Origin of the sequence: Amycolatopsis sp. WAC 04182 (genome assembly GCF_003947465.1) — a bacterium.
Lineage (GTDB): Bacteria > Actinomycetota > Actinomycetes > Mycobacteriales > Pseudonocardiaceae > Amycolatopsis.
In genome coordinates, this window is record NZ_QHJJ01000006.1 from 113,634 (window position 1) to 136,428 (window position 22,795).

General features: G+C 69.4%; 20 protein-coding genes. 9 read left to right on the forward strand and 11 right to left on the reverse strand.

Translation table 11 applies throughout. The features are described from left to right. Positions 1 to 3: 3 nt before the first annotated feature. The 6 genes from DMH01_RS29850 to DMH01_RS29875 all read right to left on the reverse strand — a co-directional run bounded on the left by DMH01_RS29850 (position 4) and on the right by DMH01_RS29875 (position 6,813). Positions 4 to 834, reverse strand: coding sequence for a carbohydrate ABC transporter permease (locus DMH01_RS29850; protein WP_125680559.1), 831 nt, complete (start codon positions 832 to 834; stop codon positions 4 to 6). Further along, positions 831 to 1,817, reverse strand: a complete 987-nt coding sequence (locus DMH01_RS29855; protein WP_125680561.1) for a carbohydrate ABC transporter permease — start codon at positions 1,815 to 1,817, stop codon at positions 831 to 833. Before DMH01_RS29855 ends, DMH01_RS29850 begins: the two co-directional genes overlap by 4 nt. After that, positions 1,814 to 3,106: an extracellular solute-binding protein gene (locus DMH01_RS29860; protein WP_125680563.1), complete on the reverse strand. Its 1,293-nt coding sequence runs from the start codon at positions 3,104 to 3,106 to the stop codon at positions 1,814 to 1,816. The genes DMH01_RS29855 and DMH01_RS29860 overlap by 4 nt, the downstream gene beginning before the upstream one ends. A gap of 307 nt (positions 3,107 to 3,413) precedes the next feature. Then, on the reverse strand, positions 3,414 to 3,839 hold the full coding sequence (locus DMH01_RS29865; protein ID WP_125680565.1) for a DoxX family protein: 426 nt from the start codon (positions 3,837 to 3,839) through the stop codon (positions 3,414 to 3,416). Positions 3,840 to 3,894: 55 nt separating this feature from the next. Continuing rightward, positions 3,895 to 5,937, reverse strand: coding sequence for a hypothetical protein (locus DMH01_RS29870; RefSeq protein WP_125680567.1), 2,043 nt, complete (start codon positions 5,935 to 5,937; stop codon positions 3,895 to 3,897). Between the two features lie 78 nt (positions 5,938 to 6,015). Beyond that, positions 6,016 to 6,813, reverse strand: a complete 798-nt coding sequence (locus DMH01_RS29875) for a thioesterase family protein (RefSeq protein WP_125680569.1) — start codon at positions 6,811 to 6,813, stop codon at positions 6,016 to 6,018. A gap of 58 nt (positions 6,814 to 6,871) precedes the next feature. On the opposite strand from DMH01_RS29875, the gene DMH01_RS29880 reads away from it, so the two are divergent. Both DMH01_RS29880 and DMH01_RS29885 read left to right on the forward strand, forming a co-directional pair. Then, a complete protein-coding gene (locus DMH01_RS29880) occupies positions 6,872 to 7,567 on the forward strand; it encodes a TetR/AcrR family transcriptional regulator (RefSeq protein WP_125680571.1) in 696 nt (231 codons plus the stop codon). A 9-nt stretch (positions 7,568 to 7,576) separates the two neighbouring features. Then, a complete protein-coding gene (locus tag DMH01_RS29885) occupies positions 7,577 to 8,782 on the forward strand; it encodes a PP2C family protein-serine/threonine phosphatase (protein ID WP_125680573.1) in 1,206 nt (401 codons plus the stop codon). A gap of 1 nt (position 8,783) precedes the next feature. Here the strand turns inward: DMH01_RS29885 and DMH01_RS29890 are convergent, their stop codons facing one another. Continuing rightward, positions 8,784 to 9,353 carry a YdeI family protein gene (locus DMH01_RS29890; RefSeq protein WP_125680575.1) on the reverse strand — a complete coding sequence of 190 codons (570 nt, stop codon included), beginning with the start codon at positions 9,351 to 9,353 and terminating at the stop codon, positions 8,784 to 8,786. Positions 9,354 to 9,445: 92 nt separating this feature from the next. On the opposite strand from DMH01_RS29890, the gene DMH01_RS29895 reads away from it, so the two are divergent. Both DMH01_RS29895 and DMH01_RS29900 read left to right on the forward strand, forming a co-directional pair. Further along, positions 9,446 to 9,805 carry an arsenate reductase family protein gene (locus DMH01_RS29895; protein ID WP_125680577.1) on the forward strand — a complete coding sequence of 120 codons (360 nt, stop codon included), beginning with the start codon at positions 9,446 to 9,448 and terminating at the stop codon, positions 9,803 to 9,805. Between the two features lie 67 nt (positions 9,806 to 9,872). Continuing rightward, positions 9,873 to 12,029 (forward strand): DUF6461 domain-containing protein, encoded by a 2,157-nt coding sequence (locus DMH01_RS29900; RefSeq protein WP_125680580.1) that lies wholly within the window; start codon positions 9,873 to 9,875, stop codon positions 12,027 to 12,029. A 25-nt stretch (positions 12,030 to 12,054) separates the two neighbouring features. Here the strand turns inward: DMH01_RS29900 and DMH01_RS29905 are convergent, their stop codons facing one another. Then, positions 12,055 to 13,254 carry an MFS transporter gene (locus DMH01_RS29905; RefSeq protein ID WP_233621711.1) on the reverse strand — a complete coding sequence of 400 codons (1,200 nt, stop codon included), beginning with the start codon at positions 13,252 to 13,254 and terminating at the stop codon, positions 12,055 to 12,057. Between the two features lie 75 nt (positions 13,255 to 13,329). Here DMH01_RS29905 and DMH01_RS29910 point away from each other — a divergent pair, with 75 nt between their 5' ends. Then, complete coding sequence (locus DMH01_RS29910) at positions 13,330 to 13,872, forward strand: transcriptional regulator (protein WP_125680584.1); 543 nt, start codon at positions 13,330 to 13,332, stop codon at positions 13,870 to 13,872. 234 nt (positions 13,873 to 14,106) lie between these two features. On the opposite strand, the gene DMH01_RS29915 is transcribed toward DMH01_RS29910, so the two are convergent. Next, positions 14,107 to 15,264: an epoxide hydrolase family protein gene (locus DMH01_RS29915; protein WP_125680586.1), complete on the reverse strand. Its 1,158-nt coding sequence runs from the start codon at positions 15,262 to 15,264 to the stop codon at positions 14,107 to 14,109. Between the two features lie 61 nt (positions 15,265 to 15,325). Here DMH01_RS29915 and DMH01_RS29920 point away from each other — a divergent pair, with 61 nt between their 5' ends. Next, positions 15,326 to 16,282, forward strand: a complete 957-nt coding sequence (locus DMH01_RS29920) for a YafY family protein (protein ID WP_125680588.1) — start codon at positions 15,326 to 15,328, stop codon at positions 16,280 to 16,282. Here DMH01_RS29920 and DMH01_RS29925 read toward each other — a convergent pair. Further along, positions 16,279 to 17,940 carry a sulfatase gene (locus DMH01_RS29925; protein WP_125680590.1) on the reverse strand — a complete coding sequence of 554 codons (1,662 nt, stop codon included), beginning with the start codon at positions 17,938 to 17,940 and terminating at the stop codon, positions 16,279 to 16,281. The two genes, DMH01_RS29920 and DMH01_RS29925, sit on opposite strands and share 4 nt — an antisense overlap. Before the next feature lie 62 nt (positions 17,941 to 18,002). Then, positions 18,003 to 19,142 (reverse strand): CdaR family transcriptional regulator, encoded by a 1,140-nt coding sequence (locus DMH01_RS29930; protein ID WP_125680592.1) that lies wholly within the window; start codon positions 19,140 to 19,142, stop codon positions 18,003 to 18,005. 144 nt (positions 19,143 to 19,286) lie between these two features. On the opposite strand from DMH01_RS29930, the gene DMH01_RS29935 reads away from it, so the two are divergent. From DMH01_RS29935 to DMH01_RS29945, 3 genes are read left to right on the forward strand one after another with little or no spacing between them, the layout of a single operon-like run. Beyond that, complete coding sequence (locus DMH01_RS29935) at positions 19,287 to 20,516, forward strand: YncE family protein (protein WP_125680594.1); 1,230 nt, start codon at positions 19,287 to 19,289, stop codon at positions 20,514 to 20,516. Beyond that, complete coding sequence (locus DMH01_RS29940) at positions 20,513 to 21,133, forward strand: hypothetical protein (protein WP_125680596.1); 621 nt, start codon at positions 20,513 to 20,515, stop codon at positions 21,131 to 21,133. Before DMH01_RS29935 ends, DMH01_RS29940 begins: the two co-directional genes overlap by 4 nt. Before the next feature lie 49 nt (positions 21,134 to 21,182). Then, on the forward strand, positions 21,183 to 22,769 hold the full coding sequence (locus tag DMH01_RS29945; RefSeq protein ID WP_125680598.1) for an alkaline phosphatase D family protein: 1,587 nt from the start codon (positions 21,183 to 21,185) through the stop codon (positions 22,767 to 22,769). The last annotated feature ends 26 nt before the right edge of the window (positions 22,770 to 22,795 follow it).

Below are 22,795 nucleotides of genomic sequence, written 5' to 3' on the forward strand. Positions count from 1 at the left end.
CACTTATCCCTTCACTGCGCCTGCGGTCAGGTTGGACACGAGCTTGCGCTGCACCAGGATGAAGAACACCAGCGCGGGCACGGCGTAGATCACCGACGCCGCCATGATGCCGCCCCAGTCCACGGAAAACGCCGTCCGGAACGACGAAAGCCACACCGGCAGCGTCTGCTTGCCCTGGTCGCGCATGAACACGAACGCGAACAGGAACTCGTTCCACGCGGTGATGAAACTGAACACCGAGGTGGTCACCAGTCCCGGCGCGAGCAACGGCAGCGTCACCCGGCGGAACGCGCCCGCCCGGCTGCACCCGTCGATCATCGCGGCCTCTTCGAGGTCGTACGGGATGCCGTTGACGAAGCCGTAGAGCATCCAGCACGTGAAGGGCAGCGTCGCCGCGAAGTACACCAGCAGCAGCGAAGGCAGCTGGTTGAGCAACCCGGCGTCGCGCATCAGCAGGTACATCGGGATCAGCAGCGCTTCGAACGGCGCCAGCTGAGCGACCAGGACCAGCAGCAGGAACCCCTTGCGCCCGCGGAAACGCATCCGGGACAAGGGAACCGCGGCCAGCACCCCCGCGACGAGCGAGCACAGCACCGCGCCGAGCGTGACGATCAGGCTGTTGGTGAGGTACGTGGTGAACCCGGGCTTCGTCAGCGCCGTGACGAAGTTGTCGAACGTCGCCGCGGACGGGATCAGGTCGTAGTCCGGGGACAGGACCTGGCCCGGCGTCTTGAGCGAGGACGTGACCATCCAGTACGTCGGGAAGACGAACAGGAGGGCCACGATCACCCCGAACGTGCCGAGGCCGATCCGCTGGATCAGGGACTTCTTCATGACAGGTCGGCCTCCTTCGTGCGCACCAGCAGCTGGACGTACCGGGCGGTGAGCAGGATCAGCACGAGCATCATCAGCAGGGCGGCGGTCGCCGCCAGGCCGAAGTGGTTGCCCGCGAGGCCCTTGAGGTACATGTAGACCGGCAGTGTCGTGCTGGCGCCGTCCGGCCCGCCCTGGCGGATCGCCCATACCTGGGCGAACAGCTTGAAGTCCCACAGGACCGACAGGAACGTGACCATGGTCAGGATCGGCCGGATCGCCGGCCAGCTGACCGCCCAGAACGCCTGCCAGGCGTTCGCGCCGTCGATGCCCGCGGCCTCGTACTGCTCCTTCGGGACACCGAGAAGCCCGGCGTAGAGCGTGAACGCCACGAACGGCACGGCCTGCCAGACGACCAGCAGACCGATCACGGTCAGCGTGCTGGGGCCGGTGGAGAACCAGGAATGCCCGATGAAGCCTTCGAAACCGAGCTTCGCGAGCGTCTTGTTCAGGATCCCGTACTGCTGGTCGAAGATCCACTGGAAGACCGTGGTCGTCGCGAGCACCGGGGTCGCCCACGCGAGGATCAGCGCGACCTGCAGGACCACCCGGACGACCGGGTTGAGATGCCGCATCAGCAGCGCCATGAACAGCGCGAGCAGCAGGGTGGTGATCACGACCGCGGCGGTGAACACCAGCGTGCGGACGGTGATCTCCCAGAATTCGGGGTCGGAAAGGATCTCGGAGAAGTTCTCGAACCCGACCCAGACCATCTCTCCGGAGACCAGCTCACGGAGGTCGAGCTTGCGGAAACTGATCCCGATCAGCTGCAGTGTCGGCCAGCCCAGCAGGACCAGGATCGCGACCAGCGCGGGGAGGATCAGCAGATACGGCGCCGTCCGTTCGCCGAGACGGAGGCGCCGATTGGACTTCGGCGGCTTGATGCGCGGCGAAGCCGGCGGGGAGGACCCCGCCGGCGTCGTCACATCTTTGGTCGTGGTCATCCGCCGATGAGCTTGTCGAGCGCTGCGTTGGCGTCGGCGGTCGCCTGGTCGAGCGTCTTGGTTCCGGTCAGGTAGGCGGTCAGCATGTCCTTGATCGGGTTCTGACCGGATTCGACGTCACCCCACTTGGGGCTGGTCGGCACGGCGCGGCCGTTCTTGGACGCCTCGGCCATGACCTTGGTGAGCGGGTTCGCGTCGAGCGCGGACACGTCGGTCGAGGTACCGGGGACGTAACCGGCCTTGGCCAGCTCGGTCTGGTACTTCGGGGTGGAGAACAGCTTGACGTAGTCCTTGGCCGCGGCCGCGTTCTTGCTGTTGGCCGGGATGACCAGGTTCGAGCCGCCCAGGAAGACCGGCGCCGACTTGTCGGCGGTCTTGCCCGGGATCGGGAACGCGCCCGACTTCTCCTTGATCTTCGGGTCGGTCTTGGCCGCGGTGTCGACCTCGCCCGGGACACCGATCATCATCGCGACCTTGCCCGCGCCGTAGATACCGGCCTGCTGCGGGGTGGCCTCGTCGGCGTCCTTCGGCGCCTTGGTGCCCGAAGCCTCGGTGAGCTGCTTGTAGAACTCCAGGCCGGCCTTCGCCTGCGGGGTGTCCAGGGTCGACTTGAAGGACTTCCCGTTGGCCTGGGCGATGTCGCCGCCCTCGTCCCAGATGTAGGACAGCAGCTCGTACCAGTTCTGGCCGGGGTGGTAGACGGCCTGGAACTCGGGGTCGCTGCCGAACTTGGCCTTGAGCTTGGTGATCGCGTCGAGCCATTCCGCGCGGGTCTTCGGCGTCGCGGTGACACCGGCCTGCTCGAACATGTCCTTGCGGTAGATGACCTCACGGTTGGCCGCGTAGAACGGGACGCCGTAGGTCTTGCCGTCGAATTCGCCCGAGGCCTTGAGGCCCTGGAGCCACTGGGCGCCGTTGAAGTCGCCGACGCTCGAGGTGAGGTCGGCGAGCACGCCCTGGTTCGCGAACGCGGGGGTCTGGGTGTTGCCCAGCTCGATCACGTCCGGCGGGTTGTCACTCGCCAGCGCGGTGGTCAGCTTCTGCTGGATGCCGTTCCACTGCTGGATCTCGTACTTGACCTTGACGCCGGGGTGCGCGTCTTCGTATTCCTTGTGGAGCGAGTTCGTCAGGGCTTCCGGGGCGGTCCCGGTCATGAGCCAGACCGTGAGCGTGCCGTTCGAGGCCGGAGCGCTCGAATTCGTGCTGTCGCCACTGCCGGAACCGGCGCAGCCCGCCGTCGCGAGGGTGATGGCGGCGGCGCCCGCAGCCATCTTGAGCCAGCGCTTCACTCGTGCCGTCCTTTCGATGCCCGGCCACCATGCCGGGCTCCCACAAAATGGTGTAGACCAATGCGGGCAGCGTGGTACGTACCACTCCGACTGTCAAGCAGGTGGCCGGTTCGTTGTAAACGAGCCGCAATCTTTCACCTTGAGTGAGCGCATGATCACGCTGATGATCGGATTTCGGCACTGTCGCCAATGCCTCGCGAGGCGCGCTGACATGCGGTTTTTCTTTGGCTGTACCGGTGACCGGGGCATTCGGCGGGAGCCCGCTGCGCCGTTCGGAGGAAGGCCGGGCTCGCGTTCGCCGAGCGGGCTAGCGCTGGTCCTCGTCGTCTTCGGCAGGCGGCTTGATGCCGAGCAGCGCGCGCGTCTGATCCTGCAGGAACCACGCCAGCGTCGCGGAGACGATCAGCAGGATGAGCGGCAGAACCGGGCCGCCGTTGGGGAGGATGAACAGCTCCGTGATGCTCGCGCCGACCATGACCCCGGCCAGCAGGAGCGCCGACGGCCCGCCGAGGCGGGGGACGAGCAGCCCGATCGCCCCGCCGACCTCGAGTACGCCGGTGACGTACCGGAGCCACTGCCCGAGCCCGATCTCGGCGAAGGTCTGTTCGGTGTGGCCGCCCGCGAACAGCAGGTATCCGCTGTAGAGGAACTCGGCGGCGAGCGCGACGCGCACGACCCACAGGACGATCGAACCGATCGGCAGGCTTCGGGTACCGCTGGCTCCGTCGGACATGCCGGGCATCTTTCTCCTGGTGGGCGGGGGTGGCAAGGGAGCTCCCTCCACCGCGTCAGTTCTGTTCGCCGAGGAGTATCTGCTCGAGCAACAGGTCCACGTCCCGGGCGGACTCGGCTTCGCCTATCCGGTGGAATGTTTCGGCGGCACGGAGCGCGCGGCGGGCGGCTTCCCGCACCCGGCCCGCGGCGCTGAGCACGTGGGCGGCGACGTGGTCGAGCTGGGCGACGAGATGCTCCCTGACCGGCGCCGTCTCGGTTTCCACGGCGTGCACGGCGGATTCCGCGGCGTCGAGCGCGGTCAGTGCCGCGTCCAGGTCGCCGGACCGCAGCCGGGACAGCGTCGCGGCGTTGCGGCAAGTGGCGGCCACGTAGCCGCCGCCGATCGCCGAGGCCGCGTCGGCGGCCCGCGCGTAGAAGTCCGCGGCGTTCGCGCCGTAGCCGAGCAGGTCGAGTTGCTCGGCGGCGGCCATGCTCACCGAGATGTAGGAATGCCCGGTGTCACCCGAGTCCTGGAGTATTTCGGCGAGGACGGCGTATTCGTTGAAGGCGCGGGAGGATTCGCCCAGCGCGCGGTAGCTGTCGGCGTACATCCACCGGCAGCGGTGCGCCCAGTCCGGTGACGCGGTGAGCAGGGTGATGGTGCGGGGCGCGACGTCGAGCACGTCGTCGTAGCGGCCGGCGCCGTGCAGCGCGGTGACGAGGACGTACCAGTGTTCCGCGGTGTCCTTGCCTTTCGACGCGGCGACACCAAGGGCCGCGTAGGCGTCGTCGACGGCTTCCGCGAACCGGCCGGTGCCGATCAGCGAAAGCGCCCGGAGATGGCGGAGATGCCCACGCAACCGTTCCGGGCCGCCCACGGGCAGCGTCGACAGCATGTGCTCGACGAAGAGGTCCAGCTCGTCAAGCGATCCTGTGCGCTCGTAGGCGATCCGGACCTGTTCGACCGCCTCGACGGCCTTCTCGCCGACGTTTCCGACGATGAAGGCGTCCGTCGCCGCCCGCGCGAGTTCCAGCGTGGTCACCGGATCCTCGCCGTCGCCGTTGCGCAGCGACGCTTCCAGGCACAGGAGGGTGCCGTGGAGCAGGGGATCGCCCGCTTCGCGAGCCCGCCCGGCTCCCCGTCGCAAGGCCTCGTAGGCCTCGGAAGTCCTGCCCTGCCCGGAAAGCACGTGCGCCAGCCAGTATTCGCCCCAGCAGGCGGCGCGCTCGTCCGTTCCGGCGCGCAACCGCGCCGCGGCGACCGTCGTCAGCGCGACCCCGGTCTCGGCCTGATCGCCGAAAACGAGCCACAGCCCCAGCCAGCATTGGTTGAGCAGGAACCGGATTTCGTCGTTCTGGCGCCGGAATCCGGCCGCGGCGTCGCGCAGCCGTTCCTCGGTGTCGTCGCCCTGGAAGAAGATCGCGCGCAGCTCGGTCAGCCGCGGGGCGATTTCGTCCGGGACGGTTTCGATCGCCGCGAGACAGGCTCGCGCCTCCTCCGGTTCGCACCGGTGATTGTGGATTTCCGCGCGGATGACGAGTTCCTCCGCGGACAATCCCGGCGGGGGCGCGATCGGGACCCTGGGGAGCGCGGAAGGCAGGAGCGGCACGAATTCCGCGACCGGGTTCGCGGCCATTTTCCGTTCGGCGTACGCGGTGAAGTAGCCGGTTCGATCGATTTCGTCGAGTTCTTCGGCTTCGACGAGCGCCGCCGCCCGCATTCGCCGGTGCAGCCTGCTCAAGGGGACACCGTCGTACGGACCGTTGAGAACGAACGGGATCTCGCCGTATCCGGTTTCCGTCAACCGGCGGGTGAGCAGCGCGGCCGAGGCGAAGAACTCCAGCCTCTCCACGGCGTCCGCATGGTCACCGACACCGTCCAAAAGCGACAGAAGATCGACACCGGTGTGCTCGTTGCCGGTGAGGGCACAGAACTCCAGGCGCAGCGCGTGATCGCCGTAATGGAGCGGATCCCCGGTGGACGCCCTGGTCACCCATCGGTAGGTCGTCGCGGCCTCGGCGTACTTGCCCGCGGCGGCCAGCGGCACCAGCGTCCGGCAGAGCCGGGTGATCTCGGCCCCGCCGGAGCCGTCCGCGCGGCGCGGTTCCACTTCCATGGTCCTGCCCCCAGAACAATGACGTCGACGCCGGATCTTAACTCCCGGCGCCGCGTCATGGTCCTGCTTTCGGGTGGTTCACGGAACGCGTACGGCGGCGATTTGCGTCGCTTGCCCGATCAACCTGTTCTTTTCGTCCCAAAGTTCGGCGACCTCGTCCATTCGGTCGCCGCCGATCTCACCCGCGCGCATCCGCACCCGCACCGGGCCCGGCGCCGGGATCCCGCGCAGATACGCGGTGAACTGGACGGTCGGCGCCCAGCCCTCGATGCCGAGGTCGTAGGAGATCGGCGGTACCGGGTCGAGTGCCACGAGCAGGCTCACCGGGTCCCAGTCGGTGCCGTCGGCGAGCCGCAGCCAGGACGAGATGACGCCTTTCCGGGACGGCTGTCCCACCGCGAACCCCGCCGAGGCCGGGTCGATCCGCTGCTCGACGACGTCCATCAGGCCGATGCGGAATCCGCCACCGCCGTCGGACGGCACGGGCAGGCAGTCCTGCTCCGGCGGGATCTCGACCGGGTCTACTCCGGACCACCAGGCGTCACCGTCGGTCAGGACGCCCTGCGTGATCAGGGCTTCGGTGCAGGGCTTGCCGTGCTGGCTCAGCCGCGCGCGCAACTGGGTGAGGCCGCGGCCTTCGCGCAGCACCTCGACCTCGACCACCGCGGGGCCGGGGTCCGGGGCCACGGAGAACGAGCCGCTGATCGCGGTCAGCTGCGGATGCGAGGAGACCTCGGCGGCGGCCCTGGCGAGCACGGCGAGCAGATAGCCGCCGTGCAGCTTCGTCCCGATCGTCCACTGTGGATCGAGTTCGGTGTCGAACACCGGGCGCTCGCCCCGGCGGACGAGGGCGGTCGCGGTCTGGAAAGGCGCCATGACTCAAGCTGACATCGTCAAGTTGACGGTGTCAAGTCAATGCTGGCAGCATCACGGCATGGGCGCGAAACGGACGAAGGCGCGGCCGGGTGAAGGGGAGAAGCTGCGGGACGAGATCCTGTCCGCCGCCGACGCCCTGCTCGGCGAGGCGGGGACCGACGAGGCCCTGACGCTGCGTGCCGTCGCGCGCCGGACCGGAGTCTCCACGCCGTCGGTCTATGCCCACTTCCCGAGCCGCGACGCCCTGCTGGAGGCGGTCTGCCTGCGGGTGTGGGACGAACTCGCGCACCGGATGCGCGAACACGCCGTCGAGGTCGCCGATCCGATGCGCGCGCTCAGCCGGTGCGCGCGGGTGTACGCGCGGTTCGCGCTCGACCATCCGGTGCAGTACCGGGTGCTCCTGATGCGTCCCTCCGGCGGCTCGTCTCCGGGCGCGGTCGCCTGTTTCCAGTATCTCGCCGACGCGACGGCCACCTGCGTGCGGGCCGGGATCCTGCACGGCGAACCGGAAGTCCTCGCGATGGGCCTCTGGTCGGCGATGCACGGCTGCGTGAGCCTGCTGATCGCCCAGCCGGGCTTCGGCTGGCCGGAAGAATCCGAGGCGCTGATCGACACCGTCATCCGGATGGCCGGTCTCGGCACGGCGCTCGCCTGCCGCGTCCCGCGCGACGCCATTCCGCCGAGTGCCGTACTGGCGGAGGATCTCGACGGAGTGACGGCGGGCTGGGCGGTGCGGGCGGGGCGGACTGGCTAGGCTCTGCGCATGCCCGAGACCCCGACCGCCGACGACCGGCTCCAGGTGCTCGAGGCCATCACCGACACGTCCTTGGGGAAACTCGGTCAGGACAAGGTGATGGCCACGCTCCTCACGCGTGTCCGCGAAGTCCTCGGCGTCGACACGGCCACGGTGCTCCGGCTCGACCCGACGGCGCAGCAGTTGCAGGCCATCGCCGCCTCCGGGATCGAGGAGGAGGTCTACCAGGACGTCCGGGTCCCGGTGGGAGCCGGTTTCGCGGGACGGGTCGCCGAGCAACGGCGACCGGTGATCATCGACCACGTGGACGAGACCACGGTGGTGAACGCGCTCCTGTGGGAACGAGGGCTGCGCACCCTGCTCGGCGTGCCGATGGTGGCCGAGGACGAGCTGGTCGGTGTCCTGCACGTCGGGTCGGTGACGGCGCGGGAGTTCTCCGAGACCGACGTCGAACTGCTGCGGCTGGTGGCCGCGCGGCTCGCGCTGGAGGTGCAGATCGAGGTCGCCGCCAGCGATCGCGCGGCCGCGGCGGCGCTCCAGCGGAGCCTGGTGCCCGCCCGGCTGCCCGCCGTCCCCGGGATGAAGCTCGCCGCCCGGTACGTGCCGGGGACCGAGCCCGGCGTCGGCGGTGACTGGTACGACCTGTTCCCGTTGCCGGACGACCGCCTCGGCATCGTCATGGGCGATGTCGCCGGGCACGGGCTCAACGCCGCGGTGATCATGGGGCGGCTGCGCAGCGCGCTTCGCGCTTACGCGCTCGAATCGGACGACCCGGCGGAAGTACTGTCCAAACTGGACCGGAAGGTCCAGCATTTCGAGCCGGGGGCGCTGGCCACCGTCGTGTACGGGTCGGTGTCGGCTTCGCGGGACAGCGCGGTGATCTCGCTGGCCGGGCACCTGCCTCCCGTGCTCGCGGCACCAGGCAGGCCTTCGGTGTTCGTCGAGGCCCCGGTCGACCCGCCCATCGGTGTCACCGGACCGCGGCGCCGAACGACCGAGATCGACCTGCCGCCCGGCAGCGTGCTCGCCTTCTACACCGACGGTCTCGTGGAGCGCCGGGACCAGCTGATCGACGTCGGCTTGCAACGGCTCGCCGACGTGGTCACCGCCGACCCGCCTTCGGCGGTGTGCGCGCGGGTGATGGCCGCGCTCGTCGGCACCACGCCGGCGCAGGACGACATCGCCCTCCTCGTGGCCCGGTGCGAACGGAACTGAGTCACCGGACCGGGTGATTGGCGCGGAGGTTCACGGCCGCGAGCTCGACGGTCCTGGCGATCCGCCGCTCCCGGGTTTCCGGCTTCTTCGCCGTCAGGATCCATTCCAGGATCAGCCTTTTCGACGACGGCGGGAACTTCTCGAAATGGGTGCGGGCGGCATCGTCGGCGTCGAGCCGGCTACGCAGGTCCTCGGGGACGCCGTCGCCGTCCGGCACGACCTGCCAGCGGCCCTTCTCCTTGGCGAGGTCGATCATCGCCTGCCCGCGTTCGGTCATCCGTCCTTCGGCGATCAGACGGGCGGCTCGCTCACGGTTGACCCGGCTCCACGAACTCCGGGGGCCGCGCGGAGTGAACCGCAGACGGGAACTCGTGGCGTCGTTCTTGCGGTGCAGCCCGTCGATCCAGCCGAAGCACAGGGCCTGCTCCATCGCCTCTTCGATCCGGACGCTGGGGACACCGCTGCCCTTGTGGTGGATGACCAGCCAGACCTCCTTCGCGGTCCCGGCGTTCTCGGCCAGCCAAGCGCGCCACTCGGCGGGGGAAGCGGCGGTGAAGGTGGTCTCGTCCATGGCCGGGTTCCTTTCGTCGTAACGTCTGTGACCATCATCGGAAGCAAAGTGCTCACCAAGTGAGCGCTTTTCGAAAAGGGGAGGTGCCCCGGATGGAGATCTGGGTGAACCCGGCGTGCTCCAAATGCCGGTCCGCGGTGTCGATGCTGGACGAGGCGGGAGCCGAGTACACCGTGCGGAAGTACCTCGAAGAGCCGCCGACGGCGAAGGAACTGAAGGCCGTCCTCAAGCGGCTCGGACTCGAGCCGTGGGACATCACCCGCACCGCCGAGCCGATCGCGAAGGAACTCGAGCTGAAGACGTGGGGGCGCACCCCCGCCGACCGCGACCGCTGGATCGAGGCGCTCGTCACCCATCCGAAGCTGATCCAGCGGCCGATCATCACCGCCGACGACGGCACGACCGTGGTGGGGCGGACCCCGGAGGCCGTGCGATCGGTGCTGCCCGGCTGACGGCGCCGGAAGTTGTCGGTGGGGATCGCTACGGTGCCTGCCGACGACGAAGCGCAGGAGGTCTGGGGTGGACGAGCACGTCGAAATACCGCCGGAATTGGTGGAGGCACTCGTGCCGGTGGTCGCCGAGCTGGCCCCGGTGGTCCGCGCCCGGATCCCTCGCGGTCCGGCCGCGGCCCTCGGCAGGCTGGGCGCGCCGGAGGCCAGGCCGGACGCCTTCACGGTGCGAACAGGGCGGCTGGTGACCGGGCATGGCGAGTCGGAAGCGTTGAGCCTGTTGCGTTCTCTCGGGGACCCGGTCTCCGAACGGCTGCTCGGCGCGCTCGAACTGACCCTGGACGGGCTATCGGTCGCTGTCCCGGACGAGGTCGCCGAGGCCGTGCCGGGGCCGGAGCGGACGCCGCAGGCCTTCGGCTTCATGACGATGGACGGGCCGGTCGCCGAAACCGTGACCGAGATGCGGCTGCTCGATCAGCTCAGACCCGGGGTGTCCGGGTTGATCGTGGCGCTGGTCGCGGAGCTGGCCGCGCACGCGGACGTGAGCCCGATGCTGCGGCCGACGCCGGGGTCCACCGGCGAGGAGGAACTCGCCGCGGAACACGGCGCGGCGCACCTCGCGCTGGCCGTCGCGGTCGCGATGCCGATCCTGAAGCGGATCGAGGCGCCGATGCTCGCCGGAAAGCCGTCGGCCGTCGTGGGTGTCGCGCTCGGTGCCGTCTCGGCTCTGTTGCGCGAAAGTCCGATGCCGTCCGCGTATCCGGCCGCGTTGCTCGAGAAACGCCGAGCCGCGTATCTGCTCCCGTCACATTCGTCGGGTTCGGCGACCGTGCGCGGGCATCGCTTCGTGCTGGCCGAACGGCCGGTCGAAGGTGAGGCGGACTTCGGCGGAAATGGCCTCGTCGCGACGGTTCCCGGCGGAATCGCCGTCCGGACCGGGCTTGGCGAGGGGCAGATGCAGGTGTCGACGCAGATCCTCGAAGGGCCACCGGAGAGGCTGGACGTCGACTGGTGGGACGAGGTCGTCGAGATCTCCTGGCGGGCGGAGCGGGGCGACGCGACCTTCGGCGAAGATGACCGCCGCCGGCCGGCGACCCCACCGTGGCCGGGAGATTTCCGGGTCCGGGTGCACGCGATCGGCAGGGACGGCGACGAGCGCGAACGCTATGAACTGATGATCTGGGAAGCGCCACCGGCGCCGGACGTCGTGCACAAGCAAGCGGACCGGCTCGGCTACGTCCTTCGCGGCGAGCCCGTGCCCGAGAGGGAGAACCCGCCGGAGGCCGACTACCGGTGGATCGGCGAGAGCGCGCTCGGCGAAGCGGCGACCGTCACGGTGATCGCGGGAGGCGACGCGGTCGAAGCGCTCCGCGGTTTCGGTGCCGACCCCGCCGAGCCAGTGTCCGCGCTGGAACTGTCGCAGCAGTTCGAGCTGGACCCGTGGGTGGTCGCGCTCCGCGTCGACGGTGGGGTGCTGGCCGTCGAGTTCAACGGTTACCAGGGTTCGCACGGGCCGGTCCTGGCGCCGCTGTCCTTGGCGGGCCGGACGGCGAGTATGTATTGGAACATCAACGGGTTGACCCGGTTGTCGTTCGCGGACAAGGGAAAGGTCCTCGCAGGGTTCGAACTCGGGCATCAAGAGGAGATCGCGGACCAGGGTGTGCGCGAAGCCTTGGCGGACCTCGATTTCGACAGCTATCGCGACCGGCGGGAGAAGGCGTTCGTCGCCGTCGAGCGGTACACCGGATATCGGATGAAGGCCGAGGACATCGAGCGGATGATGGCGGCGGACGTCGCGTACCGGATCGTGCCGCGGCTGCCGCAGCTGTATCCCGAGGCGCGGAACGCGGACGGTTCACGGAAATACCCTGGCCACGGCCCGCTGGGTGCCGACACCGACCGCCTGGCCTTCCTCCCCGCCGAGACGTTGCGGGACCTGGCTTGGCACGCCGCTACCGTCGCGGCCGAAAACGCCGGTGTGGTGGGTGAGCCCGTCTTCGCGGATACGCTGGCGCGCCGCGGGCTGAGCCCGGAGGCGGAGCTACTGGCCAGGAGGTCGCAACTGCACGCGCACCGGGAACACGCCTGGTTGTGGCAAGCGATCCACTGCGCGACCAACCCGGACCCGCTCGGTGCCGCGATCGGCACCCTGAACGCGGCCCGGTACGCGGCCGGTGCCTCCGCCGCGGACCTGCTCGACCACGCTCGCCGGGTGATGGACCGGTGAATCCGCGCGAGGGAGGCCCGCTGCGTCACGTCGCCGGCCGTTCCTTCGTCAAGACCCGCAGTCCCGGCAGCAGCGCCAGGATCAGCGCCGCCGCTCCCGCGAACACCGGACGCAGCCCGAAGACCTCGGCGAACAGCCCCGCCGCGACCGCGCCCAGCGGTTTGGTGCCCCATGCGACGAGCCGGTGGCCGCTGGTGGCCCGCCCCAGCAGGTGGTCCGGGACGAGCCGCTGCCGCAGTGAAACGACGATGACGTTCCACGCCATGACTCCGGCCCCGCCGAGGAGGAACACCGCGCCGATCACGTATGGATTCGTGGTCACCGCCGGGATTCCGGCGAACGCGGCGCCGGTGAGCAGGCTGAGGGCCAGGGTCCGTGAACGGCCGAGCGCGAGTTCGATCCGCTCGGCCACGAACGAAGCCGCGAAACTGCCGATGGCGATCGTGGCGAGCAGGAATCCGTAGGCCTGGTCCGTCAGGCCCATCGCCGACGAAGTGCCCACCGCGTACAGCACGAAGATCGTGATCACGGCGCTCGTGGCGAAATTGAACCCGCCGACCATGATCGCCAGAATGCGGAGAATCCGGTTCTCCCACAGAAAACGTAGTCCTTCGACGAGGTCTTCGCGCACGCTCGTCTCGCGAGTCCGTTCGACACGGAACGAACCCTGGACGAAGAAGAGCGCGGCGACCGCGATGATCCAGAGCGCCGAGGGTGCCGCGAAGGCGGCGAAAGCGCCTGCGGCGACAAGGAAGCCGCCCAGCGGCGGCCCGGCGAACTCGTTGGCGGTGAGTTCGGCGGCGTAGAGGCGGCTGTTGGCCCGCGTCAGCCGATCGCGGCCGACGAGCTGAGGGAGGATCGCCTGCGCGGCCGTGTCGTGGACCGTTTCGGCGACCCCGATCCCCAGCGCGACCACGTAGAGCAGCCAGAGCGACCCGAATCCGAAGGCGATCGCCACCGCGAGCGCGGCGAGCAGGCCGGCGCGGACCAGGTTGGCGGCGAGCATCGCGCGGCGGCGGTCGACGCGGTCGGCGAGCACCCCGGCGTGCAGGGCGAACAGGAGCCAGGGCAAGGACGACACGAACGCCAGTCCCGCGATGAGCGCCGGCGACCGGGTGAACTGGACGGCCACCAGGCCGAGTGCGATCTTGACGATCCCGTCGGCCAGGTTCGACAGGCCCGACGCGCTCCACAGCCGCCGATAAGCGCTCCCCAGCGAGGTCATCGATCGAGGATTGCACATCGATTGAGAAAACTCCATCGATGTTTCTCTTCTCCATCGGTCGGCTACGCTCCGGTCATGGACGATCAGGTCGCCGCGAGGGTCGCGGACCGGCGGCGCGAGGCGACGGCGCGCGAGGCCAAAGCGCTCGGACATCCCTTGCGGCTGCGCATTCTCCGGCTCTGCGGCGAGCGGGAACTGACCAACAAGGAGCTTGCCGACCGGCTCGGCAAGGACCCCGGCACCGTGCTCTACCACGTGCGGCAGCTCACCGAGGCCGGCCTGCTGGAGCAGGCGCCTGTGCGCACCGGGGCGAGCGGTGCGCTCGAAAAGCCCTACCGCAGCGCCGGAAAGTCCTGGTGGCTGGACGGGCCGTTGAACGGCGAGGACGAAGACACCCGATTCGGGCCGATCGAGGCGTTCCAGGACGAACTCCGCGAGGCGGGGCCGGGTTCGGTGCGGGTGGTCGAGCGGTTCGCGCTCCACCTTTCGCCGGAAGAAGCCACCGAACTCGACAACCGCATCCTGGACATCCTCGACGAGTACGTCGCCACCGATGGGCAACGGCTCGATCGGCCGTTGCTGAACGGGATCTTCCTGCTGCACCGCATGGCCGAGTGACCTCTTGACTGAAGGGACGACTCGCGTGTCGTCCCTCTAGACACACGAAACCGCCGACTCGGTACAGCGGTCGTGAGCGATAGAGCCGAAGTCCGGTCCGTGAAGGCCTCCTTGAGGGACTCTGGGTCCCTCAAGGAGGCCTTCACCCCTTCCCCAGTACATGAAGGCCCCCTTCCTTGCGCCAGGCGCAAGGAAGGGGGCCTTCATGTACAAAGGGACGCCATTCACGAGGCCTCAGGCCAGCTTGCGGAAGAAGTCCCGGATGTCGCCCAGCAGCAGATCCGGCGCGTCCTGCGTCGCCCAGTGGCTGCCGCGGTCGAATTCCTGCCACGAAACGATGTTCGCGTGGTCCCGCTCGGCGAAGCGGCGCAGCGGACGGAAGTCGTAGGCGAAGCTCGCCAGCCCGGTCGGCGCGGTCGTCGGCTCGGTGGGGTGCTCGCTGTGCTTGTCCTCGTAGTAGAACCGCGCCGCCGAGGCCGCGGTGTTGGTGAGCCAGTACAGCGTGGCGTTGGTGAGCACGTGGTCGTCGCTCGTGGCCGAGAGCAGCTGCGCGCTCCACGCCAGCTGTCCGGTCGGCGAGTCGGCCAGCGCGTGCGCGAGGTTCTGCGGCGCGCTCTCCTGGAGTTTGGCGTAGCCGGACATGTCGTCGTTGAAGGACTGCAGGAACTGCATGTACTCCAGTTCCTTCTCGGTCATGCCCTCGAACTCCGCCGGATCACCGCTGGGGAAGGAGAACAGCTGCGTGACGTGCACGCCGATCACGTGGTCCGCGTCGACGCGGCCGACCTCGGGGGCGACGAACGAACCGGCGTCGTTGCCGTGCGTGCCATAGCGCTCGTAGCCAAGGCGGCGCATCAGCTCGGCCCAAGCCTGAGCGGTGCGGTATCGGTTCCAGCCCTTCTCTCGCGTCGGGCCGGAGAAACCGAACCCGGGCAGAGACGGGATCACCACGTGGAACGCGTCGGCCGCATCGTCCCCGTGGGAGCGCGGGTCCGTCAGCTGGTCGATCAGGTCGAGGTATTCGAAGACCGAGTTCGGCCAGCCGTGGGTGAGGATCAGCGGCTTCGCGTCCGGCTCCGGCGAGCGGACGTGCAGGAAATGGATGTTCTGCCCGTCGATCTCGGTGGTGAACTGCGGGTACTCGTTGAGCTTCGCCTCCCACTTGCGCCAGTCGTAGCCCTCGCGCCAGTACGAGACCAGGCGCTGCACGTACTCCAGGGGCACGCCGTACTCCCAGCCCGGCGTGACCGGTCCGCGCTGCACCCCGTCGGTCACCTGGTCGGCGGGCAGTTCGTTCGCCCAGCGGACGCGGGCCAGGCGGTCGGCCAGGTCGTCCAGCTCGGCCTGCGGGACGTCGATGCGGAAGGGCTTGATCTCCGTGTTCTCGTTCATGAGACCAAGGTAGAGTGCCATTAGGAACATTCCGTTCCTAATGGAGGGGCAGCCTGAAGAAATGTTGGAAACTTCGGCACGATTACTCCGTTTGCTCTCCCTCCTGCAGACTCCCCGTGACTGGACCGGTACTGAACTGGCGGAACGCCTGGAAGTCAGCGCCCGGACGATCCGCAACGACGTCGAGCGGCTGCGCGCGCTCGGCTATCCGGTGGACGCGACCCGGGGGTCCGTCGGCGGCTACCGCCTCGGCGCGGGTGCCGATCTGCCGCCGTTGCTGCTGGACGACGAGGAGGCCGTCGCCGTCGCGATCGGCCTGCGCACCGCGGCCGGCGGCACCATCGCGGGCGTGGAGGAGACGTCGTTGCGCGCGCTCGCCAAGCTGGAGCGGGTGCTCCCGTCCCGGTTGCGCCGCCGGGTGAACGCCTTGCAGGCGTACACGGTCCCGGTGCCCAGGGACGAACCCGGCCCGCGAGTCGCCGCCGAGACGCTCACCGTGCTGACGGCGTGCTGCCGGGATCGGGAGGTGCTGCGGTTCGGCTACCTGACCCACGACGGTGCGGAAAGCGTCCGCAAGGTCGAGCCGTATCGCCTGGTGAACTGGGGACGCCGCTGGTACCTGGTGGCCTGGGATCTCGACCGCGGCGACTGGCGCACTTTCCGCGTCGACAGGCTGACGCCGCGCGTCCCCACCGGTCCGCGGTTCACCGCGCGCGAACTGCCTGAGGACGTCACGGACCGGGTGCGGCGCGGCGTCTCGTCCGCCGCATGGCGCTACCGGGCCGAGGTCACCGTGCACGCGTCCGCGGAGGAGGTGACCTCGCGGATCAACCCGGCCGTCGGGACGGTGGAGGCCGTCGACGCGAACACGTGCGTCCTGCACACCGGTGCGGACACCATCGAGACCCTGGCCGTCCACTTAGGACTCCTCAACGCCCCTTTCCGGGTGACCGAACCCCCGCAATTGGTCGACTACTTGCGGGAGCTGGCCGACCGGTACCGCGACGCGATCGGCTAGCGGGCGAAGGTGGTCAGGAACCGGTCCCGGAACGTGTCCATTCGCCACACCGGCGCGTTCCGGTCCGGGTTCAGGCCGTCCTGCCAGTTCCAGCCGGCGATCTTGCCGAGGACCGTCTTGTCCCGCGTGACCACCGTGATCGGGACGTCGTGATCCGCGCCCGCGCCGGCGACGATCGGGTTCGGCTGGTGATCGCCCAGGAACACGAGCACGAGATCGTCGTCCCCGTACGTCTCCACGTACGAGATGAGCGAGTTCAGCGAATAGGCGATCGAGTCGCCGTACGCGCCGCGCACCTTGGCCGGGTCGGTGAACACCTCTTCGGGTGTTTTCCCTTGCGAGGGCATGGGGTTGTAGATCGACCCGTCCCCGACGGCGGCCCAGTCGACCATGCGAGGGAGCGGCGTCCACGGCCAGTGACTGGTGACCAGATCGATCTCCGCCATCAGGGGCGCACGGTCCGGCTTCGCGCGTTCGGCGCGCTGGAAAGCCGAAAGCGTGAACTGGTCCGGCATCGTGGCGTAGGAGAACGGCGGGCCGCGATAGCCGATGCCGCGTGAGTCGTAGTACCGGTCGTAGCCGTAGACCTTGCCTTCCGGCCAGTCCTCGGTATGCGCCGGGACGACGCCGACCGTCTCCCAGCCCGCGCGTTTGAAGGCGCCGCCGAGGGTGAACCGGTCGGTCTTCACGAAGTCGTCGTAGCGGTGCTGGCTGTCGACCCAGACCCCGGATTGGAACGTCGAGTGCGCCAGCCAGCTGCCCGCGCTCGTCGTCGGCGACGTCAGGAACGCGCTGCGCGAGCCGTATCCGGCGCTCTTCAGCCGCGCCGTCCCGGCGTCGAGAACCGCGTCGACCTTCGGCGCGATGTCCGAGTCCTGGACGGCCACCCGACCGTAGCTTTCGACGAAGGTGAACAACACATCCTTGCCGCGCAACGCGTTCAGCAGCCCGGAAGCCGGAGTGTCTCGAAAGGAGTCGACGGCGACCTCCTCGGCGAAGGCCTCCCGGTCCCGGATGCCGGCCCGCACCTGGCGGAGGTCGTCGTAGGCGAAGGCGACCGCGCTGCGTGACGCGAACGGCTGCCCCGGAGCGAGTTGCGCGCCGGAGACCGCGCACACCATCCACAGCACGCTGAGCACGGCCGTCACCCGGGTCGACGCGGTGCGCCGTCCGGCCACCACCCGGCTCAACCGCAGGACGGCCAGCGCCATCAGCACGATCACGACCACGGCCAGCAGTGTCAGCCCGGCGAACGACGCGAGCGCGCCCGCCCGGCCGATCGACGTGCCGAGCAGGTCGACACCGTTGCTGAGCACACCCCAGTCGAACACCGGGTTGAACCGCCGGTTCAGCGCGAGCCCGAACCCGATGTCGATGGCCTTGAGCACGGTCAGCAGCCCGAGGAACGCGCCTGCCGACACCGCGACGGCGCGTCGTGCGCCGTCGCGCAGCATGAGCACGACCGCCACCCCGAGCAGCGCCTCCACCGGCAGCCGCACGAACACCTCCGGCGTCAGCCCGTCGAGGTCCTCCGGCGCGAGCAGGGCGAACAGCACGAGCACCGCGGACGCGGTCGTCGCCGCGCTGGACGCGATTTCGCGAGCTGTCGTCCGGTCGCCGGGCAGGCCTGCCAGTGCGGGACGCGGGAAAACCGACAAGGCGGATTCCTTCCGGGGTGGGCTGCCTTCATCGGGTTACACGGACGAGGGGCTCCGGCGGTTCAGGCCGATCGCCATGTGCGCAGCGCCCACCACCAGCTGACGGTGTGCCGCACATGCGTTCCGCCGTCTTCCTCCGGCGGGTCGAGCGACGTCCCGGTGATCTCGCCCAGTCGGGAAAGCCGATACCGGACGGTGTTCGCGTGGACGTGCAGCGCGGCGGCCGTCTGGTCGAGCCGCCGCCCGTGGTCGAGGTAGGCCAGCGCGGTCGTGACGAGTTGTTCGTGGAAGGGATCGCCTGGCGTCAGCGCGTTCAGCAGAGTGCCTTCGAGCAGGGCGGCGAGCCCAGGCTGGGCGGCGAGCGCGGTCTCCACGGCGAGATCCGCCACCGCGTGCAGGCCGCGGGATCGCGCGGCCGTCGGCAGGGCCATCACGCACAGGGTGTAGGTGCCGCGGACCTCGGCGAGCGGGACGGCGGGGGAGGCCACCATGAGCACGTCGTCCCCGAGCGCCGCGTGCGTGGGGAGCCGCGGTGCCAGCCCGGCCAGCCGCCCTTCGACCAGGCCGAAGACGCCACCCGTCGCGCCGAGCCGCCGCTCCACGACCCGTGCCTGGTACGGATCTCCGACGTCGGAGAGCAGGCAGTGGTAGCGCCCGCCCGGGTTCAGCCCGGCGTTCGCGACCTCCTCGGCCGAAGGCGCCGCCGTGTCGCCGCCCAGCAACCGCCGCAGCAACCGGGCGCGGCTGTCGTGCACCGTGCGGGAGAGTTCGAGTTCGGCTTCGTGATATCCGGCGATGACCTGGCGTTCGAGCGCGCGGGTGTTCCGGTCGAAATCGACCAGCGCCGCCAGCATGACGCCGTCCGGCACCCCGGCCGCCTTGCCGCGTTCGACGGCGATCTCGACCGCGCGGCTGCGGCCCGCCTGCACCCCGCGCAGCAGCGCGGCGAGCGGCACACCCTGCGCGGCCCGGTCCGCGCCGAGGACGGCGGCCGCGGCGTAGTCCTGTTCCCCGGCTCCACCCGGCCGGTCGAAGGAGGCGAGCCCGGCCGCGAGCACGATCGCGACGTGCCGCCGGTTCTCGCCCACCGGCAATCGCGCCACTTCGGGAGACTCCGTGCGGGCGGCCCGGACCACTTCGTCGACGACGGCGGCGTCGGCCGCCATCTCGGCCAGCAGGTCGTGGAGCGACCGGTGCGCCATCGCCACCGCCTTCCCGCGCGGATTGTGCGCGGTGCACAACGAAGCCGGCGGTCCTTGGCGACCGTCTCCTACCGAGGGTGTCCGGCCGGTTGGTTTCCTGTGAGCTACCGAAAGGTAACAGGCCCTCGCCGAAAGGTGCGCCCGATGCGGAAACGCCGGTTGCTGAACACCGTCCTCGTGACCTGCCTCGCCTTCGCGGCACTGGGCCCGGTGCCCGCCGCCGGGGCGGACGAAAGCCTGCGGCAGGTCCTGTTCGTGGGCAACAACTGGGAGGGGACCGCGGACGTCATCGCGCCCTCCGGCGACTACGCCAAGATCGCGCGCGTGAACATGGTGCCGGACAAGGACGAACGGCTCACCGAGATCTACCTGAACCCGATCAAACTCGCGTTCTTCCTCGGCATCCGCAACGGTGTCGGCGAGGGGCACGACCAGCTCGTCGACGATCTCTACACGACCCCGGACGGCCGGGCGGTCGTCGCGTCCCGCCCGAGCTTCGCCGACGTCGTGTCGATCGATCTCGCCACCGGCCGGGTCAACTGGCGCTTCCCGGTGTCGGGTTTCCGGTCCGACCACATGGCGGTCTCGCCGGACGGCCGCAGCATCGCGGTCTCCGCTTCGACGTCGAACACCGTCCACGTGCTCGACATCGAGACGGGACGGCAGCTCGGCTCGTTCAAGACCGGCGACAAACCGCACGAGAACACCTACACCGACGGCGGCCGCTACCTCTGGAACAGCTCGATCGGCGAGGTGAACACCGCGCTCGACGCGCCGTGGCAGGACTTCACCAAGGGCGACCGGAAACTCACCGTGGTCGACGCGAAGACCTTCCAGCAGGTCAAGGTGATCGACATGCGCCCGCGCCTGGACGCCTTCGGGCGTAGCGACCTCTCCGACGCGGTCCGGCCGGTGGCGTTCACTCCTGACGAGTCGAAGCTGTACTTCCAGGTGTCCTTCTTCAACGGACTCCTCGAATACGACGTCGCCACCGACCGGATCACCAGGTCGAAGACGCTGCCGAAGAACCCGAACACCAGTGAGGACCGCACGACCTGGGTCAACGACTCGCGCCACCACGGGCTCTCGATGAGTCCCGCGGGCGACAAGCTCTGCGTCGCCGGGACGATGGACGACTACGCGACCATTGTGGACCGTGCGAGCCTGCGCGAGGCACAGCTCGTGACGGCGGCGAAGCCGTACTGGGCGACCGTGAGCGGCGACGGAAAGCATTGCGTCATCTCGGAAAGCGGCTCGGACCAGGTGACCGCGATCGACTTCGCGACCGGCGCGAAGGTCAAGTCCGTGCCCGTCGGCGACCACCCGCAGCGCATCCGGATCGGCCACGTGCGCACCGGTAGTCTGCGCGGGTGAGCGAAGAGATCTGGGCGGCCCTCGGTGCGACATCCCTCGACGAGGTGCGGCGGCGGGCCGCGGTGATCGACGCGATCACCGAGATCACGCCGGTCGAGGTGGACGGCGCGGAGCGGTTCGCCTGGAACGACTGCGGCGGGCAGTCGGCCGTCTGGTATTTCACGCCGGACAAGCAGGCGCTGCTGCTGACCTTCGACCACGAGACGGACTTGAACCTGTACGCCGAAGAGGACTACTCGGTGCAGGAGGCGCTTTACGGCGGCGTTCCGGAAAGCCTCGTCGCGTTGGTGCGGAACCGGCCCGAAAACTACGAGTCGCTGAACCTCGTCGACGCGGGGACGGGAGCGTCGATCCACTACGCCGGTGGCGTGTTCTGGTTCGACGGCGAGCGGTGGGCGCAGGCCGAAGGCTTCCTGGAGCACTGCCGCCGGGAAGAGCTGGACCCGCTGAGCGAGTCGGGGTTCGCCTACTGCGTCGGCCCCTACCGGTTCGGCGAGGAATTCACCCCCGAGGCGATCGTCGAGGAGCGGGCCGCCGACGGCTGGTACGAAGACGACGACGTGGAACGGGCCGAGGCCCTGGCCGAGATCCGGGAGATCTTCGCGCGGCTCGGCTGAGGCTCCGCTCAGCGCACGATCTTGGCTCCGTTGTGGCACCGTTCGGGGAATGAGTCTGCTCCTGGGTCCGTTGCTGCGGCATGTCGACGAGACTTCGGCGACGGTGTGGGTCGAGACCGCCACCGCGAGTGAGGTCGAGGTACTCGGCACGACCGCGAGGACGTTCGAGATCCGGGGACACCACTACGCCCTGCTCGTGCTGACCGGACTCGAACCCGGCTCGTGTGTGGAATACGAAGTGCGCGTGGACGGCGAAAAAGTGTGGCCCGTCGCCGATTCCGGGTTCCCGCCGAGCCGGATCAGGACACTGCCGGCGGAGGAGTCGCGGGTCCGGCTCGTGTTCGGCTCGTGCCGGAAACCGCACGACGGTGACGCCTTCGGCCCGGACGCGCTGGTCGCGTACGCCCGCCGGATGGCCGGCGGCGAGGAAGCCGAGTGGCCGCAGGCGTTGCTGATGCTGGGCGACCAGGTCTACGCCGACGAGACCACGGACGAGACGCAAGAATGGCTCGCCCGGCGTCGCGACATCTCGAAGCCGCCCGGGACCGAGGTGACGGACTTCGAGGAGTACACGCACCTCTACCTCGAAGCCTGGGGCGAACCGGCGATCCGCTGGCTGCTGTCCACCGTGCCGACGTCGATGATCTTCGACGACCACGACGTCCGCGACGACTGGAACACCTCGCACACCTGGCGGGAGCAGATGCGCGCGCAGCCGTGGTGGCGGGAGCGCCTGCGCGGGGCGATCATGTCGTACTGGGTCTACCAGCACCTGGGGAATCTCGGCCCCGCCGAACTCGCCGAGGACCCGACCTTCCAGAAGGCCATCACCTCCGGCGGTGACAACGCCGACCTGCTCGTCGCGTTCGCCGACGAGGCCGACGACGACCGCGACGGCACCAAGGGCGCGCGATGGAGTTACCGGCGCGACTTCGGTGGCGTGCGACTGCTGGTCATCGACAGTCGGGCGGGCCGGATCCTGGCCGGCGGCGCCCGGTGCATGGTGGACGACGACGAGTTCGACTGGATCGAAAACAACGCCGCCGACGCCTGCGACCACCTGCTCATCGGCTCCTCGCTGCCGTGGCTGCTGCCGCCGGTGATCTCCCATCTCCAGTCGCTGAACGAGCGTTCCTGCGACCGTCCCGGGTGGCGCGGACGGCTCGCGGAGAAGATCCGTCAGGCCGCGGACCTCGAACACTGGGCCTCGTTCCGGGCGTCGTTCGACCGGCTCGCGGCGATGATCGCGCGTGAGGGACGCCGGGACGATCCGCCCGCCACCATCGCGGTGCTCTCCGGCGACGTCCATCACGCCTACATCGCCGAGGCGCGCTATCCGGAGCCGGTCACCTCGACCGTCTTCCAGCTCACCTGCTCCCCGGTCCACAACGCCATGCCGCGCGCGCTCCGGCTGGCCTTCGCCGCCACTTGGTCGTCCCCGGTGGCCGCGATCGCGCGCCGGTGGGCCCGCCGCGGCGGCGTCGCACCCGATCCGCTGACCTGGTCCAAGGTGTCCGGCCCGCATTTCGGCAACGTCATCGCCACGGTCGAGACCGAGGGCCGGGCGTGCGTCACGACGATCGAACAGGCCATCGGTGACGGGCTGACCGAGGTGGCCAGGCAGAGGCTGGCCTGACCCGGTCCCGCGCTCGGTAATATCGC